A 16,664-nucleotide genomic window follows, 5' to 3' on the forward strand; every position below is an offset into this window, starting at 1 on the left:
AGGAAACTTGCCCATCGTTGGTGTCGTTGTGCTGACCATGGGAAATCGTCCCGAGGAGTTGGACCGGGCCCTCCGCAGCTTGCTTGGGCAACGCGACGTTCTGCTCGATGTCGTGGTTGTGGGAAACGGCTGGGATCCGTGCGGATTGCCCCCCAACGTCAAAGCGCACTTCCTTGAAGACAACCTCGGCATTCCGGCGGGTAGGAACGCCGGGGTTCCACTGGTTTCGGGGGAGTACCTGTGCTTCCTTGATGACGACTCTTGGTTTCTTGATGATGACTTCCTGGATGAGGCTATTTCCAGATTCAAGCTGCACCCAAAGATGGGGCTACTTCAGCCACGGATCACGGACCCTGAGCGAGACGATGATCCCACTCGCTGGATTCCACGCTTAAACAAGCGAACAGCCGAGGAGTCCAGTCGCGTCTTCCATGTGGGTGAAACCTGCCTGATGATGCCACGTTATATTTTCGATGAAACCGGAGGATGGGCAGGCGGATTCTGGTACGCCCATGAAGGAATCGAATTGGCTTGGCGTGTTTGGGATACAGGTCATCACGTTTGGTATGCCGGGGACATGAGAATTGGGCACCCGGTAGTCGATCCGCGAAGACACGAAGAATTCTATAGACTCAATGCCCGCAACCGAGTCTGGTTGGCCCGACGAAACCTGCATTGGCCCTTCAGCTGGTTGTACGTTTCGAGTTGGGCTTTGCTCGAGACTGCCCGGCTGCGCAAGGAACCCGGAGCTGTCCGACAGTACTTCAGTGGATGGCTCGCCGGTTGGCGCGAAGATCCTTGGTATTCAACCCCTCGCCCTAAACTTAAATGGGCGACTCATCTGAGGATGCTGCTGGCCGGCAGACCACCTGTTATCTAAGACCCTTGAATTCTGCGCTTTCTGGCGCATCAAAGCAGCATATGGAGCTGAACATGGCAAAGACAGTCTTGACGTACGGTACCTTCGACCTCTTCCACATTGGACACTTGAACATCCTCAAGCGACTGAAGGAAAAGGGCGATCGCCTGATTGTCGGGGTATCTACCGACGAATTCAACGCCATCAAGGGAAAGAAGCCGATCGTTCCATTTGAACAGCGCATCGAGATCGTCAGGGCCATCCAATACGTTGATGAAGCCATTCCGGAAGATAACTGGGACCAGAAGCGCCTCGACATCGCCAAGTATGATGTTGACGTTTTTGGCATCGGCGAGGATTGGAAGGGCAAGTTCGACGACTTGGGCGACAAAGTTGAAGTTGTGTACCTACCACGCACTTCGGGTATTTCCACCACTGAATTGAAGCGCGTACTGAGCGCATTTGATGAACGCCACGTCGCGAAGCTCAAGGACACCTTGGATAGCCTAAGCCAAATCGTCAAGGAACTGAGCTAGCAGTCCAACGCCCACCTCGTCCGGGTCCCTCAGCGGTTTTGGGTGTTCCGGTGCATGTAAATGGACGTGTTGGTCAAAGCTCACGTCGAAGTAAATCTAGAAATTAGGCTTGAATTGGAAAAGTACTTTGTCAAGGCCATCCTGGCGGTAGGCCGGCGTCTTGAGCACCACGGCAAATGGAACGCAGCGATCCGGCTGTACCTTGGTGTTCTGCGTCGGGCTTGGACCAAGAGTCCTGCAATCAGGTATCGGCTTGGGTACTGTCAATTCAAGGTTGGACAGCTCGATGTTGCTGAAAAAAACATTCGCCGTGCCATTAACCGCCGACCGCTTAAGACACTCTGGAAGTACCAACTCGCCCACGTTCTGCGGCGCAAGAGACAATTTGACGAGTCCCTCGAACTTTTTGAATTTTGTGTAACTGAGGAACCAGGGCGCCTGCAGTGGCGAATCCAATGGGCCATTTGTGCAGTTACTGCCAAGCAGCATGCCATGGCCGTTAAAGTGTTTGAGGACGCAGCCCACGATTTCCCTGGAGAAACGTCGGTACTGGATACATTTGCTGCGCAGCTGCGAAGAATGGGCCAGCGATGGCGAGAGCTGGAAGTGCTCACCGAGGCACTGCCCCATTTCGAAACACAGGCTTCTTGGCACATCCGCTTGGCCGAAACCTGCGCCTTCATGTCTCGTTTTGACGATGCGGTAAGACACTACGAAATCGCAAATCAACTGGAACCGGGGAAGTCCAGTCCCTGGTACGAGCAGGGCTTTGCCTTGAGCCAGCTTGAGCTTTCGGATGGAGCAACAGAAGCATACGCAAACGCGGTGCGATTCTCCGACAAGGAGGATGCCCAAATCTTCGGTGTTGGAGTCCTTCATCAGGAACGTTCCCGTTGGGCGCTGGCCGCAAGTGCATATGAGAGCCAAGTGGTAGATCCTGATGTGGCCGGTCTGCTGCACATGCGTTTGGGCGAATGTTATGCACGGCTGTATCAGTGGGACAAGGCCATAACCTCGCTTCGCCGTTCCGTGGAAACAGACCCTGGACTTGTGAAGGCACGAGTCATGCTTGCGAAGGCACTGATGCGAGCAGGCGAGGCTGACAATGCTTCCCAGGTACTAGCAGCCACGGGAAATGAAGATGGCTCTGGTGCCGTTGATTTTCAGTTCCTTCGGGCATTCGCCTTGCGAGATGCCCATGATCTTGACGGTGCTGCCGACACTTTCGAGAACGTGGCCACGCTCCTCGGCTACTTTGAAGCGGACGATGACCCAACTGTGGCAAATAGCCCAGGAGAAAGACTTCTGGAAGAAGGCCGCGAAGCCGAATCGCGTGGATCATGGCTCGAAGCTGCAGAAGCCTACTCGGCCGCCAATGACCGGAACGACAGCCTGTCCCCAGGTTGGTTTGCCCTTGAAGGGCGCGCGTGGCAGCGTGTGGGTGATGCCCAGAAGGCCAACGACGCATTCACCGAAATGACCACATCCGGTCGTGTTTCATTCGTGGCACCCGGACCGCATTTAAAGACGGCCAACAGGCGTCGGGCTGCGCTCTTTGTCGAGTACTCAACTCGGCTCCCACTGGCTGACGATGTTGTGCTCTTCGAATCGAGCCACGGCAAGTCCATCCATTGCCACCCATACGCGATATTCTCCCAAATGCAGGAAGACCCGCGTTTCAAGGGCAAGAAGTATGTCTGGGTCTTCAACCAGCCAGACGAGATCCCCCCATATATGGTGGGCAAGCATAACGTCATTTTTGTCCGGCAGCATTCCAGCCTCTATGTCAAGTACTTGGCCACGGCAGGATATCTGATCAACAACGCTACGTTCCCCATCTACTATGTGCGACGTGATGGACAGAAGTATCTCAATACGTGGCACGGTACGCCCCTGAAGCTCATGGGCAAGCTCGTTCGCGAAGGAGTTGCTGAGCATCGCAATGTTTCCAGGAACTTCCTCCAAAGCACACACATGATTGTGCCCAACGAGCACACCAAGGACTCGTTGGTGCGTGACCACGATCTTTCCGGGATCATGCCAGCCAAGGTCGCGAAGGTCGGCAGCCCCCGGGTTGACCAGATGGTCAACGCCACGGAGGAACAGAGAGCCGAGCTGCGTGAGAAGCTGGGTATCCCGGCTGACAGCCGCAAGCCAGTGGTCCTTTTTGCACCGACTTGGCGCGGTCAACTCAAGGACCAGGAATTTGATTCCGAGTCACTGGTGAACGACATGAAGGTACTGGGCAACCTGGACGTTCATCTCTTGTTCCGCGCCCACCGCTTCGCCGAAGCCGCAATCGGTGACGTCGAGCTGGACGCCACCGTGGTGCCCGCAGAGGTCGACACGAATGAGCTGCTGGCCGTCGTTGACGTCTTGCTTACCGATTACTCGAGTGTCTTCTATGACTTCCTGCCAACCGGTCGTCCCATCGTTTTCTACACCCCCGATCTGGCCGAGTACCAGGATTCCCGTGGTCTGTACTTCGAACCAGACACCTGGCCCGGCCCTGTACTGGCTGACATTCATGACGTTGCCCAGGCGATTCAGCGCCAGTCGAACCGGGAAACCAGCCTCAATGACGTCGTTTACGCGGAAAACGTCGAAAAGTTCGCATCAATGGAAGATGGCCACGCCACCCAGCGTGCCCTGGACTTCTTCTTCGATGACGATGACACCCATGTGTTTGCCCCCGATCCGGATGAGAGAACTTCGCTGCTGTTCTTCCAGGGCCCGTTCAAGCCCAACGGTATTGCCACCGCCTTCACGAATCTGGTTTCAGCGCTCGACCCTGAGAAATATCGTGTAATCGTTGTAGGCGACGCGGATGCAATCCATCGAGACGAAGACGCGGTGGCAATTCTGCGAAGTCTCCCTTCACACGTTCAACTGATCCCTCGTGCGGGCTACACGCTGATGACAGCGGAAGAACGCTGGGTTTCCGAGCGCTACCACTCCAACAACGGTTTCGACTCGGCCGGTGCTGAAGAGGTCTACTCGGAAACCATGCGGCGTGAGTTCCTTAGGTGCTTTGGCGGGGCAAAATTCGATGTCGTCATCGACTATGAGGGCTACTCCCGCTTCTGGGCTGCACTGTTGGGGGGAGCGCAAGAAAGCGCCGGCAAGACCTGCATCTACCTGCATAACGACATGGTTGGTGAATGGCTGCTGCGATTCGGTCGGCTACCCGCCTTGTTTGCCCTGTATCCAAAATATGATGCTCTGGTGTCCGTCACGCAAAGCGTCGGGCAGCAGAACAAGGACCGGCTTAGCCAGCGATTTGGTCTCGATGACGACGCTTTCGTCGTCAGCGACAACTTAATCGATCTGACGAAGCCGGTGGCGTGGTCCACGCTCGAGGAGCCAGCCGTTGAATTTGCTGGCGACGACCTAACCATCTTTGCCAACATGGCTCGTCTGTCTCCCGAGAAGGGCCAATTGAAGCTCCTGGAGGCCTTTGATGAAGTTCACCGACTTCACCCGAAGACTCGCCTACTGCTCATTGGTGATGGCCCGTTGCGCTCGTCCCTTGAACGGGAAATCATCCGACGCGAACTGTCGGCTGCCGTCAAGATAACCGGCTTGCTCGGCAATCCCTTCCCGACATTGAAGACCGCTGACTGCTTTGTCTTTTCTTCAGAATATGAAGGTCAGGGACTTGCCATGGTGGAAGCCATGATGCTCGGATTACCTGCGATCTCGACCGATGTCGTTGGTTCTCGCAGCGTGTTGGAGGGAGGATTCGGCCTCTTGGTCGAGAACTCCGCCGCGGGTCTGTCTGAAGGAATGACCGCATATTTGTCTGGATGGACCCCCAAACGCGACTTTGATCCAGAGATCTACCAAAAGGCTGCACTCGAACAATTCGAGGAATTGGTCGCGAATACGCCGTCCATTCAACAACGGGTTGGCTGAGACGGCGGAGTATAGGCTTCCAGAATGACAAGAGGGCTGGTGGTCGGCGCATAAATGCTCCGACCACCAGCCCTCTGTCTGTATCGACGCTATCGAACTGAAGAAGATCTTAAGTTGTTTGAACCCACCTTGGGCAACTACGCGTCCACTCGGTCGGTGTCGAGCGACGGCTGCTTTCCCATGACTGACAAAGACTCCGTGATGAACCGCTGCATGCTGGCGCCGGACGCAGTCTCACCGAAGTAGTGCTCGACAAGTTCAATGAAATCGTGGTCTTCACGGGCTACGAGTTCGGTGATCAAGGCAACAGCGTTGCTTGCTTCCTGGCTGGACAAGGCCGGAAGCTTGAGCAGGGCCGGCGAATCGGAAACTGCCGCATTCTCATTCTTCGGCGTTGTGACGATGATTGGCTTTCCAGTGGCCAGCCAGTCGTAGGCGACTGCGGATATGTCGGTGACACAGATATCGGCGCATGCCCATTGCCATCCCCAGGAGTCGGACTCGTCGTAGACATAGCTGGGAGCGCCAGTTTTCCGGTTTAGGATGAAGGAGACACGAATGCTTTCGAGTCCGGCTTTGTAGGCATGGCTGTTTATGCCGCTGCGTGGGTGTGGGCGGAAGATGACGTTGTACTTGCCGCTCTCGACGAGTGCCTTGATCATGGATGTTCCGTGGCTAGTCACCGAGCCGTAGCTCATCGAGGGGCGATCGCCTTCCCATGTGGGAGCGTAGAGGACAGTCTTGTAATCGGCATTCAACACGACGGGCGCCGGGTACTCCACATCGATTTGGGGTCGTCCAATTAGCCTTGTACGTTCAATCGCGTCATAACGTAGCAGATTCTTGGCCAATCGGTCGCGAGCCGCTTGGCCCGCGGAAAATACGTAGTCGTAGGCCTTGAGCTGATTTGACCACATATAGGCCTTTTCGCTCTCACCATGGCTGATGAAGACGTGGGCGGGGTCATTAAATCGCATCATTTGGAAATTGCGGATGTTCTGATTGACGTAGAACACCGCACGGATGTCCTGCGTTTCGAGCATCTCTTCGATGTCAGCGATCGTGGGAGCGTAGTAGATAGGCAAGGGCGACTCGCCAAGTAGCGCAATTGCGGTTTCTGGATTGCGAACAAGAATGACAACGGGTGCGAATTCCGACAATCGCCGCAGGGGTTCATACCATTGGCGGATCTGATACGCGTTGACCATGGGGTCGGCAAAATAGAGTGCCGCTTGATACCGGTCTGTCCCTGCAGGGAGATGGGTGAACACCTGCGGAGATGCCTTGATTGCGCTTATAGACTTGCGTTTGTTGATGCGGTGCACAACGTTGCTCGTCAACGTGTTGGCTACCTTAAGGGGATTCATCCGTTTTCCTTTCGGCCATGTTGCCCTTTGGCCACAGACAAGTCTATTGGCAACGGCAAAAAACTCTGGCACGCCATCAATTGGTGGGCCATAGGGGTCATAGATTTCTAGATCAGGGCGTCAATGGTTGTCCTGAGCCGAGCGACTCCAGCGCCAACCTCCAGCTCGCCAAAGTGATGGTGAACAAACTCCTCGATACCGGCCATGGGGCCCTCATCCAGGGCATCAATGAGTTTGTGTCCGATGGGGATGGTGTCGTCTATGTCGAGGTGGCGGGCGACTTCCCACAGCGGGCTGTTGTTCATGGCCGTGTGCATAGCACTAGGTAGGCTGACGAAATATGGACGCTTTAGGACACTGAAGTCAATGGCCATCGCCGAGACATCGAAGATGGCAACATCTGCGGAAGCCATCGCTGGATTGCAATCGAGGCCTCTGTCGATAAGGTGGCCAGCGGAAGGATTGGCTTTGCGTGCTGCTTCAATGAGATTCCGGATGTTTCGGTCGGCCTTACGCGTGGATGCGCTGCGCATGCCAGTCCTTGGATGTGGCCGATAGATCAGGCGTAGAGACTCGTCCTCCAGTATCTCGGCTGTCCATGCTTCGCCGCGGCCCGCTACAGAGCTGTAGGCCATCGCGGGGCGATCGCCCTCCCACGTTGGCGCGTAGAGCACTGTCCTACGCCCCGGGATGCCCCGGAACGGACTTGCTGCCAGCAACTGGTCGAGCTGCGGGCGGCCGATGAGCTTCAGATGCGATTCGTGGAAGAGCGGCAGCGAAGTCATGATGCGATCGGCAGAAGCCTGCCCGGCGACGAAGCAGTAGTCATAGGCTTTGAGCTGGTTGGAAGTCATAGAAGCTTTCTCGCTTTCCCCATGACTTAGGTGGATATGCCTTACATTCGGAATTCGAAGCACCGAAAAGTTGGAGAGGTTGTTGTTGACGTAAAACATGGCCTGAAGGCCCCACTCAACGGCTAGAGGCTCAATCGCATCGGCACTGCCAGCTAACCTAATAGGCAGCTGACTAATCTTGGCCAACTCCAGTGCAGCCACCGAGTCTTTCATCAGGATGATGGTTGGCAGTTCGTTCGCCAACTGCTCAAAAACAGGCAACCACTGCCGAATCTGGTAAAGGTCGCCGGCCGAACCTCCAAAATATATTGCCAACATTGGCTTTTCGATGGACCACTTGGCACCAAGGACCTGTCGCGCCTTCTTTGCAGCCAGAATGTGAGCAAGTCGGTCGGTCATGGGCGATAGTCTTTGAATCAGTGGCATGGGTTCAAGCCTACCGACTCGTCTGGCATGGTTCCCGTTTGGGTTCTTATCTTGGATCAGGCTAAGATGTAATGTCGGTCTATGTTCTACAGGAGTCATCATTAGCGAAAAGCGTTCAGATCGTTCGTCGTCACACGGCATCGATCGCAGTTCGCCCTTGGTTTTTCTAACCACGGATCTCGGGCGCAGCCCGGGAAACATGACGACCCTTGATGAGGTGGTCGCCGCACCGGCTGAAATCGGTGTTGCACTCATCGGAGTCCGTGAAGGGTCAGAAATTGACCTCGATCTGCGATTCGAAGCCGTGCACGAGGGCATTCTGGTTTCCGGAATCGCCACCGTCGAAATCGACGGTGAATGCGGCCGGTGCTTGGAAGCCATCGCGTATGACTTCGATGCCGACATTCAAGAACTCTTCTACTACGAGGGCTTACACGAGTTCACCGAAGAAGAAGAGCTTGACCAGTATCAGGTTGTAGACGATCGTATCGATCTCGAACCTGTGCTCCGGAATGCAGTGGTGACCGCGCTGCCGTTCCAACCGGTATGCCGGGAAGACTGTGCAGGGCTTTGCTCCGAATGTGGAAAAAGCCTGAATGAGGATCCTGAGCATCACCATGAGGTCTTGGATCCTCGTTGGGCAGCGCTTGCCGGGCTGACCGACATCGTCGCAGAGGACGCGACACAGAGTACACATTCAGTCGAGAGAGAAGAGAAGTAGCCGTGGCTGTCCCGAAGAGGAAGATGTCCCGCTCAAACACTCGCGCCCGTCGCGCCCAGTGGAAGGCAACCGCGCCTACCCTGGTGAAGACCATGGAAAATGGCCGCGTCACCTACAGCCTGCCGCACCAGGCAAAGGTTGTCACGGATTCCGCAGGCACCGAGCTGTTCCTTGAATACAAGGGTCGCAAGGTCGCAGACGCGTAAGTCTGTCTGATGCCTTCAACAGAAGAGCTTTTGAAGCGTCTCGGGGTCAATATTGACCCCGAGACGCTTCGTCTTGCCCTCACACACCGTTCTTACGCCTACGAGCATGGTGGCATTCCCACCAACGAACGCCTCGAGTTCCTGGGGGATTCGGTCCTCGGCTATGCCGTCACCGACCACCTCTACAAGAACTACCCGGATCTGCCCGAAGGCGATCTGGCCAAGCGTCGCTCCGCAGTGGTCAGCACCCGTGCCTTGGCTGGCATAGCCCGTTCCCTGGGCGTGGGGGAGTTCATCCTCCTGGGCCAAGGCGAGATTCTGACCAATGGCAAGGACAAGTCATCAATACTTGCCGACACCATGGAATCCCTCATCGGTGCAACGTTTCTGAACCACGGCATTGAAGTTGCCCGGCAAATGGTCATGCGACTGATCCTGCCGCTGCTGCACGACGTGGATGTCCTGGGCGCCGGCACCGACTGGAAGACGGCCATCCAAGAGATCGCCGCGGCCAAAAAGCTTGGCAACATCGAGTACCGGGTCACGGGTTCCGGCCCTGACCACCAACGCACCTACCAAGCCGTGCTGCACATCGGCGGCACCGCCTACGGCGCGGGTACCGGACCTTCAAAGAAGGAAGCCGAACAGGAATCCGCTGCGGTGTCCTGGAAGATGGTTCGCCCACACGATGAATCCACCGAGGCAAAATAAGCAATGCCAGAACTGCCTGAAGTAGAGGTGGTGCGGCGCGGCCTGGATGACTGGGTCGTTGGCCGCACCATCGAGTCGGTCCAGGTTGTTGACCCGCGGTCCGTCCGGCGACACGTGGACGGTCCATCCGACTTCGCCGCGAGCCTCACCCACGCTCGCATTTCGGGTGCCGTGCGCCGCGGAAAATTCCTCTGGATGCCGTTGGACGGATTGTCCATCCCCAGCGCACTGGTGGCGCACCTGGGCATGAGCGGTCAGCTTCTGGTGGAGGAACCCGCGGCACCGGATGAAAAGCACCTCAAGGTGCGCCTCGAACTATCCAGTGAGGCCAACAAACCCGGCCAGTTGCGGTTCATTGACCAAAGAATCTTTGGCGGAATGTTTCTCTCGCCCATGGTGCAAACCGGTGACCATTTCCCGGGTGGCATCGGGTCCGAGGATCCATTGATCCCGGAGGCTGCCGCGCACATAGCTCGGGATGTGCTGGACCCGGCGTCCACTCCCGAAACGCTCTATGAAGCCCTGCGCAAGAAAAACACACAGCTCAAGCGCGCCATCCTCGACCAGCAAGTGATCTCCGGTGTGGGCAACATCTACGCGGACGAGGCCCTGTGGGTGGCCAAGCTCCATGGGCTGCGCTCCACGGCCACGATCCGCCGTCCGGACGTTGCCCGGCTTCACGCCGCGCTTGTAGACGTCATGGGCCGGGCGCTGGACGCGGGCGGCACCAGCTTCGATGCGCTCTATGTCAACGTCAACGGAGCTTCCGGATACTTTGACCGGTCATTGAACGCCTACGGCCGTGAAGGCAAGCAGTGCCTGCGCTGCGCCGAGCAAGGCCTCATGTCGCTGATTCGTCGCGACCCGTTCATGGGGCGATCTTCCTACAGCTGCCCCAGGTGCCAGCGCAAACCCCGCTAGGCCGATCTGTCCAGCGGGGCTTCACATTTACCTACCGCTGATCTCGGAAACAACCTTGTCGTTGAACGGTGTCCACGCTTCCACTGCCCACGGACCAAAGGGCTTGTCTGTCAACGTCACGCAGGCGGCGTCCAATGCCGGGTCTACCCACAGGAACGTGCCGGCCTGGCCAAAGTGTCCGTAGGTCTCCGGCGAGTTCAACAGCCCGGTCCAGTGCGGGGACTTCTCGGAACGTATTTCGAAACCCAGGCCCCAGGTATTGTCGGTTTGGCGCCCATAACCGGGCAGGATCCCGGAAAGCCCCGGGAACACCGCGTGCGTGGCTTGGGAATGGGTTTGCACATCCAAGAGCGTGGGACTCTGCAATTCGGTTGCGAATAGCACCAGGTCGCCCAGCGTGGAGATGCCATCCGCGGCAGCGCTGCCGTCGAGGGACGTTGAATCCATGCCCAGGGGCTGCAGGACCGCCTCGCCCAGGTAGTCCGCGAAGCTCATCTCCGTGGCCTGTTCCAGGGTCTCTGCAAGCACCTCAAAGCCGACATTTGAATACAGGCGCCGGTCCCCGGGGGCAAAGCGCACCTTGCGTTCGGCAAAGTCGTAGCCGGAGGTGTGTGCCAACAGATGCTTGACCGTGGATCCCTCGGGACCGGCCGGGGTGTCAAGCTCAAAGGCACCCTCTTCAAGGGCCACCAGGAACGCATAGGAACTGAGCAACTTGGTGACCGAGGCCAGCGCAAAGCGATGATCCGCATCGCCATGCGATCCCAAGACCGTTCCGTCCGCAGCAACAACGGCGGAGGCCGCATGTGTCGAAGGCCATGAATCAATGGCCAAAAGACTCTTCAAGGGGTCTGCTCCTAGCATCCGTGATGAAAATACCTATACGCCGGGCTTGACCTACGCCATCGAGTCGGAGCGACTCGATAGGATGGAAGGCAGCCCATCGACCACTTTAGCCACCAAATACCCAGGACGCCCCCACGTGCATTTGAAAACACTCACCGTTCGCGGATTCAAGTCTTTCGCCTCGGCGACGACCTTTGAATTCGAACCGGGTGTCACCGCGGTGGTGGGGCCCAACGGTTCGGGCAAATCGAACGTCGTGGACGCCTTGGCTTGGGTCATGGGGGAGCAGGGTGCCAAGACGCTGCGCGGCGGCAAGATGGAAGACGTCATTTTCGCAGGGACCTCCGGCCGGGCGCCGTTGGGGCGCGCCCACGTCTCGCTGACGATAGACAACAGCGACGGCGCGCTACCCATTGAATACGCCGAAGTCACGATCTCCAGAACCCTGTTCCGCGCGGGCGGCTCCGAGTACGCCATCAACGGCAATTCCTGCCGCTTGCTGGACATCCAGGAGCTTCTATCTGATTCCGGCCTTGGCCGCGAAATGCACGTGATTGTCGGCCAGGGGCAGTTGGATCGGATCCTGCATGCCACACCCGAGGACCGCCGTGGGTTCATCGAGGAAGCAGCCGGCGTGCTCAAGCACCGGCGCCGCAAGGAAAAAACCGTTCGAAAACTCGACGCCATGCAGGGGAACCTGAACCGGCTCGAGGACCTCACCGGTGAAATCCGCCGCCAGCTCACCCCCTTGGGAAAACAAGCCAAGATTGCCCGCCGCGCACAGGCCGTCCAATTCGAGGTGCGGGATGCCAAGTCTCGACTCATGGCAGACACCCTGGTGACGCTGCGCACGGCCCTGGAAAAAGACATTGCCGACGAGGCCACCCAGCGGGCTGCCCAGCAGGTCGTCCAAGGACGGCTTGAAGAATCCAGGACGGAACTCACCGGCCTGGAGGTGGCCGCCGCACACGCCACTCCGGCACTAAACAAGTCCCGGGACCTCTGGTTCGGGCTGACGTCCACCAGAGAACGATTCAGGTCCCTGGGTGCTTTGTCGGCCGAACGCTCACGCCTGCTGGGTACCGACGGCCCCGAATTCGACCCAAGCCGCGATCCCGACAGGCTGGAGTCGCAGGCCGAACGCCTCGGCGACGAACTCGAGGAACTGGAAGAAAACCTTGAGATGCGCCAGGAGCTGCTGGAAGAGGCACTCGAAACCAAAACGGAAGCCGAGGAAGCCGCCCACGCGGAGCAACAGCGCCTGACCAACGAATTGCGCACGGCCGCTGACCGCCGCGAAGGATTGGCGCGGCTGGCCGGACAGATCGGCGCATCCCGCAGCAAGGCCGAAGCCACCGAAGGGGAACTGGGCCGCCTGAGGCAGTCCCTGACGGGCTGGGCCGAGCGCCGCGAGGGAACCGCGAACGAGTTTGCCGCCCTCGAACAACAGGCCGCCTCCGTCCAGGGCGGCGAGGAGGACCTAGACACGGCCTATGAGAATGCAGCCGACCGCCACGAGGCCCTGGTGGCCAAGATGGATGCCCAGCGGGTGGCCGAGCAGGAACTTGCAACCACGCTCGGTGCCCTGCGAGGAAGGCTTGAGGCGCTGCGCATGGGGGCAGTCCGCAAGGATGCCTCCGAAGAAATCCTTGCCGGTGGACACGAAGGTTTGTTGGGTCGTCTTTCGCAATACCTTGAGGTTGAAAACGGCTATGAAGTTGCCGTTGCCGCTGCCTTGGGTCCGGTTGCCGAAGCCATTGCCGTGAAGGAACTTGACCACGCCTTGGCAATCCTTGGGGACCTGCGGGAAACCGACGGCGGCCGGGTGCACTTGGTCAACGGCAACCTGGATGCAGCAACACCGCCCAACATTGCAGCTCCCCTTGGAAAGCACGTCCTTGAGGTCATCGGAACCCCCGAGGCGCTGGCTGGAACGCTATCGCACCTGCTTCACTCCACGGTGGTCGTGGCCGACCTATCCGAAGCCCGGCAGCTGCTGGAGAACGACCCGCATTTGAGGGCCGTGACACTGGCCGGAGACCTCCTTACCTCGGGCACCGCCAGCGGCGGAACCACGGCCGCCCCCTCCTTGATTGAACAGAACGCCGCCATCAGTGAAACCGAGGTCGAGCTGTCAGTGGTTGACGAGAAGCTCGTAGCCATGCGCCTCGAAGCCGCGGATCTCACCGCCCAGCTCATGGCGGCGGAGGAAGCCGCGGATGCGGCGCTGAGCCGGCTGCACGATTCCGATGCCAGGATCTCCGCCGTGGCCCAGCGCATGGAGCATCTTGGTTCCTTGCTGCGCCAGGGCCACGGTGAGCGAGAACGCCTCGAACAACAGATCACTGTGGCGCAGGAAAAGCTCGAAGTGGAGCAGGAAAAACTCGCCGAACTTGTCGAACGCCTGGACATGGCCCAGGAAGCACCCGAAGACCACGAACCCGAAACGGACCAACGCGACGAGCTTGCTGCTGCCGCCTCCGCGGCCCGGCAGAAGGAACTCGACGCCCGCTTGGCACTGCGCAGTGCGGAGGAACGCGCCAACGCGTTGCGCGGCCGCGTCGAGTCGCTGAAGCGGGCGGCGGAGACCGAACGCCGGGCTCGTGCCGAGGCACAGCGCCGCGCCGAGATCCGCCGAAGCCAGGCATTGGCAGCTCGAGAGGTCTCGACCAAGGTCCAGCGCGTCATTACCTTCATGGACGTGTCGATCGAGCTTGCAGACAGGGAACGGGAGCAGCTCCAGCAGCGGCGCGAAGAACTGGAAGCAGAACTTTCACTGGTCCGCGCGCGGGTGGACAAACTGGGCCACGAACTGGCCGAACTGACCAACTCGGTGCACCGCGACGAAATGGCGCGCGCCGAGCAGCGCCTGCGGATCGAGACGCTCGAGAACCGGTCCATTGAGGAACTCGGGCTCACCAGCGAGCACCTCGTTGAAAACTTTGGGCCTCACCTGCCGGTGCCCCAGCCGCCCCCTGAAGATGACAAGTGGGCCGCCCTCCGCCAGGAAGTCGACGACGAGGGCAACACAGTTCCCGAGGGAATTGCCTTTGACCGTGCCGAGCAGGAAAAACGGCTGAAGAAGGCCGAAAGGGACCTTTCGGCCTTGGGCCGGGTAAACCCGTTGGCATTGGAAGAGTTCGCCGCGCTCGAGGAACGGCACAAGTTCCTGACCTCCCAGTTGGAGGACTTGAAGAACAGTCGCAAGGACCTGCTGGACATCATCAAGGACGTTGACGAGCGGGTCGAGCGGGTTTTCACCGAGGCCTACAACGACACCGCGGCGCAATTCGAGCGGGTCTTCGGCCGTCTCTTTCCCGGGGGAGAGGGACGTCTTGTCCTTACCGACCCGGACAACATGCTCACCACCGGCATCGAAGTCGAGGCACGCCCCGCAGGGAAGAAGATCAAACGCCTCTCCCTGCTCTCGGGCGGGGAAAGGTCGCTGACGGCGGTTGCCTTGCTGGTAGCCATCTTCAAGGCCCGGCCTTCACCCTTCTACGTCATGGACGAGGTGGAAGCGGCGTTGGACGACACCAACCTGGGTCGGCTGATCACGATTTTTGAGGAGCTGCGCGAGTCGAGCCAGTTGATTGTGATCACCCACCAGAAGCGCACCATGGAAGTCGCGGATGCGCTTTACGGCGTGACCATGCGTGGAGACGGAGTTTCCATGGTGATCAGCCAACGCGTTGATCGCGCGGAAGCCCAAAGCGCATAGGCTGGCGTCGGGATTGCTATTCGACGTCGTACGGATCTCAACTCTGGGCGAAGCCACAGTTCACGACCAGGGTTTTGTCTATCGGATCATCTAGTGTTGGAGGTTACTGCTGAGCGGGATGGGCGTAGCTCGCCAATAATTGAGGTGTGGGGAACAGATGACCTTAAGAAAACTATTTGCCAAGGGATCGAAAGCTTTTTCCCGTTTCTCCTATTCGAACACGGCAAAGCTTACGGGCATTATTGTCAGTGTCATTCTTCCCGTTTACAACACGGAAAAGTACCTTCCAGCGATGCTCGATAGCTTGGTAGCCCAGGATCTGCCGTCGAAGAATTTTGAAGTCATTGCCGTCGACGACGGATCGACGGATTCCAGCGGGGCGATACTGGATGACTACGCCCAACGGTTCAGCCATTTTCATGTGATTCATCAAGAGAACAGTGGATGGGCGGGAAAGCCGAGAAATGTCGCACTCGGGCTGAGCCGTGGCACCTATGTCTTCTTTGCTGATGCGGACGACCTCCTTGCACCCCAAGCGTTAAGGAGGATGGCTGAGTTCGCCCAACAGCACCAGCTGGATGTAGTCATGCCCAAGGTCGTGGGTATCGGTGGACGTAAGCAGACCTCAAGCTTGTATGCAAAGACAAATCCATCAGCGACGCCACTCCAGGCGCTTAAGTCATTGACACCGCAGAAGCTTGTGTCACGTTCACTTATCGAATCTAATCAACTTCGATTTGTTGAGGAACCGGTGAGGCTTGAGGACGGCATGTTCATGGTGGCATGCTATCTGAAGGCGAAAAGGATCGGGGTGATTTCAGACTTTGATTTCTACAGTCTGAGGAAGCGGGCCGATGGCTCGAATATCAGTTTTCGTCCCCTGGTGCCGCACGAATATACAGCTTCGATCGGGAAAATTGCCTCCATCATAAATGCGATGGCGAAAAGCCAGGAACTAGCAGAATCCATGGTCCTGTCTCTTTGGGCCCGTAAGGGCCTCAAGATCTATGAACCTCCGCGATTCAAACGCTATTCCGAGAAGATCCGAGGGCAGTGGCTGGAAGCCCATGCGGCTTTCCTCGAGGCCTTCATCTCAGCCGAGCTCTCCGGACGTCTCGCCGATATCCATCACCGGAAGACTGAAGCGATTCGCAGTAAAGACATGTCAGCTGTTCTGGCAACGAACGAGCTGGAAGCCGTGCTGACTCAGCCCGTTACAGTGGGTGCTGCAGTCGTCGTGGACGGCGCCCTCGTGATCACAGGAATGGTGCCAGGAACAGGACTTGATAGGGTCCGGATTACCGCGGAGCCGCGTGGCAAGAGAGGTATCATAACCGCGGAAGCCATACTCATCGTGGCTAACGGTGAGTTCACTTGGACCATGCCTTGCCCTTCACGTGCCTTTGGCATCCTCGACTTTTTTGTGCAGTCGATCACGGAGGAACTTTCGGGTCCCAACCGACGTTTGGCTGCAGCACAGGGAACGTACGTTGCCGGCGGTCAGCTTGAACCTTACCAAACCAAGAACGGGTACTTCAGCGTGCGAATTTCCACTCCTGAGGTCCGACCGGACTAGTCCTG

General features: G+C 58.0%; 12 protein-coding genes. 9 read left to right on the top strand and 3 right to left on the bottom strand.

All coding sequences use genetic code 11. The features are described 5' to 3' along the window. Positions 1-37: 37 nt before the first annotated feature. From JOF46_RS12000 to JOF46_RS12010, 3 genes are read left to right on the top strand one after another with little or no spacing between them, the layout of a single operon-like run. Entirely contained in the window at positions 38-880 is an 843-nt protein-coding gene (locus tag JOF46_RS12000) for a glycosyltransferase family 2 protein (protein ID WP_209911863.1), read from the top strand. Between the two features lie 53 nt (positions 881-933). Further along, positions 934-1,395, top strand: coding sequence for an FAD synthase family protein (locus tag JOF46_RS12005; protein ID WP_209907496.1), 462 nt, complete (start codon positions 934-936; stop codon positions 1,393-1,395). A 60-nt stretch (positions 1,396-1,455) separates the two neighbouring features. Continuing rightward, positions 1,456-5,310 carry a CDP-glycerol glycerophosphotransferase family protein gene (locus tag JOF46_RS12010; RefSeq protein ID WP_209907497.1) on the top strand — a complete coding sequence of 1,285 codons (3,855 nt, stop codon included), beginning with the start codon at positions 1,456-1,458 and terminating at the stop codon, positions 5,308-5,310. A gap of 137 nt (positions 5,311-5,447) precedes the next feature. On the opposite strand, the gene JOF46_RS12015 is transcribed toward JOF46_RS12010, so the two are convergent. Together JOF46_RS12015 and JOF46_RS12020 are read right to left on the bottom strand one after the other, a co-directional pair. Beyond that, the gene (locus JOF46_RS12015) at positions 5,448-6,677 is read right to left on the bottom strand and encodes a CDP-glycerol glycerophosphotransferase family protein (protein ID WP_209907498.1); all 1,230 of its coding nucleotides are present in this window, start codon (positions 6,675-6,677) and stop codon (positions 5,448-5,450) included. A 107-nt stretch (positions 6,678-6,784) separates the two neighbouring features. Continuing rightward, the gene (locus tag JOF46_RS12020) at positions 6,785-7,957 is read right to left on the bottom strand and encodes a CDP-glycerol glycerophosphotransferase family protein (RefSeq protein WP_209907499.1); all 1,173 of its coding nucleotides are present in this window, start codon (positions 7,955-7,957) and stop codon (positions 6,785-6,787) included. Positions 7,958-8,156: 199 nt separating this feature from the next. Here JOF46_RS12020 and JOF46_RS12025 point away from each other — a divergent pair, with 199 nt between their 5' ends. From JOF46_RS12025 to mutM, 4 genes are read left to right on the top strand one after another with little or no spacing between them, the layout of a single operon-like run. Beyond that, a complete protein-coding gene (locus JOF46_RS12025) occupies positions 8,157-8,678 on the top strand; it encodes a YceD family protein (protein ID WP_209907500.1) in 522 nt (173 codons plus the stop codon). Between the two features lie 2 nt (positions 8,679-8,680). Further along, complete coding sequence (rpmF, locus tag JOF46_RS12030) at positions 8,681-8,884, top strand: 50S ribosomal protein L32 (protein WP_007273166.1); 204 nt, start codon at positions 8,681-8,683, stop codon at positions 8,882-8,884. A 9-nt stretch (positions 8,885-8,893) separates the two neighbouring features. Further along, positions 8,894-9,595, top strand: coding sequence for a ribonuclease III (rnc, locus tag JOF46_RS12035; protein ID WP_209907501.1), 702 nt, complete (start codon positions 8,894-8,896; stop codon positions 9,593-9,595). 3 nt (positions 9,596-9,598) lie between these two features. After that, complete coding sequence (mutM, locus tag JOF46_RS12040) at positions 9,599-10,516, top strand: bifunctional DNA-formamidopyrimidine glycosylase/DNA-(apurinic or apyrimidinic site) lyase (RefSeq protein ID WP_209907502.1); 918 nt, start codon at positions 9,599-9,601, stop codon at positions 10,514-10,516. Positions 10,517-10,543: 27 nt separating this feature from the next. Here mutM and JOF46_RS12045 read toward each other — a convergent pair whose 3' ends face one another. Continuing rightward, positions 10,544-11,380 (bottom strand): serine hydrolase domain-containing protein, encoded by an 837-nt coding sequence (locus JOF46_RS12045; protein ID WP_425355053.1) that lies wholly within the window; start codon positions 11,378-11,380, stop codon positions 10,544-10,546. A gap of 118 nt (positions 11,381-11,498) precedes the next feature. Between JOF46_RS12045 and smc the strand changes: the two genes are divergently transcribed. Both smc and JOF46_RS12055 read left to right on the top strand, forming a co-directional pair. Beyond that, a complete protein-coding gene (gene smc, locus JOF46_RS12050; protein WP_209907504.1) occupies positions 11,499-15,083 on the top strand; it encodes a chromosome segregation protein SMC in 3,585 nt (1,194 codons plus the stop codon). A 157-nt stretch (positions 15,084-15,240) separates the two neighbouring features. Next, positions 15,241-16,659: a glycosyltransferase family 2 protein gene (locus JOF46_RS12055; protein ID WP_209907505.1), complete on the top strand. Its 1,419-nt coding sequence runs from the start codon at positions 15,241-15,243 to the stop codon at positions 16,657-16,659. The last annotated feature ends 5 nt before the right edge of the window (positions 16,660-16,664 follow it).

This window comes from Paeniglutamicibacter psychrophenolicus (assembly GCF_017876575.1).
Lineage (GTDB): Bacteria > Actinomycetota > Actinomycetes > Actinomycetales > Micrococcaceae > Paeniglutamicibacter > Paeniglutamicibacter psychrophenolicus.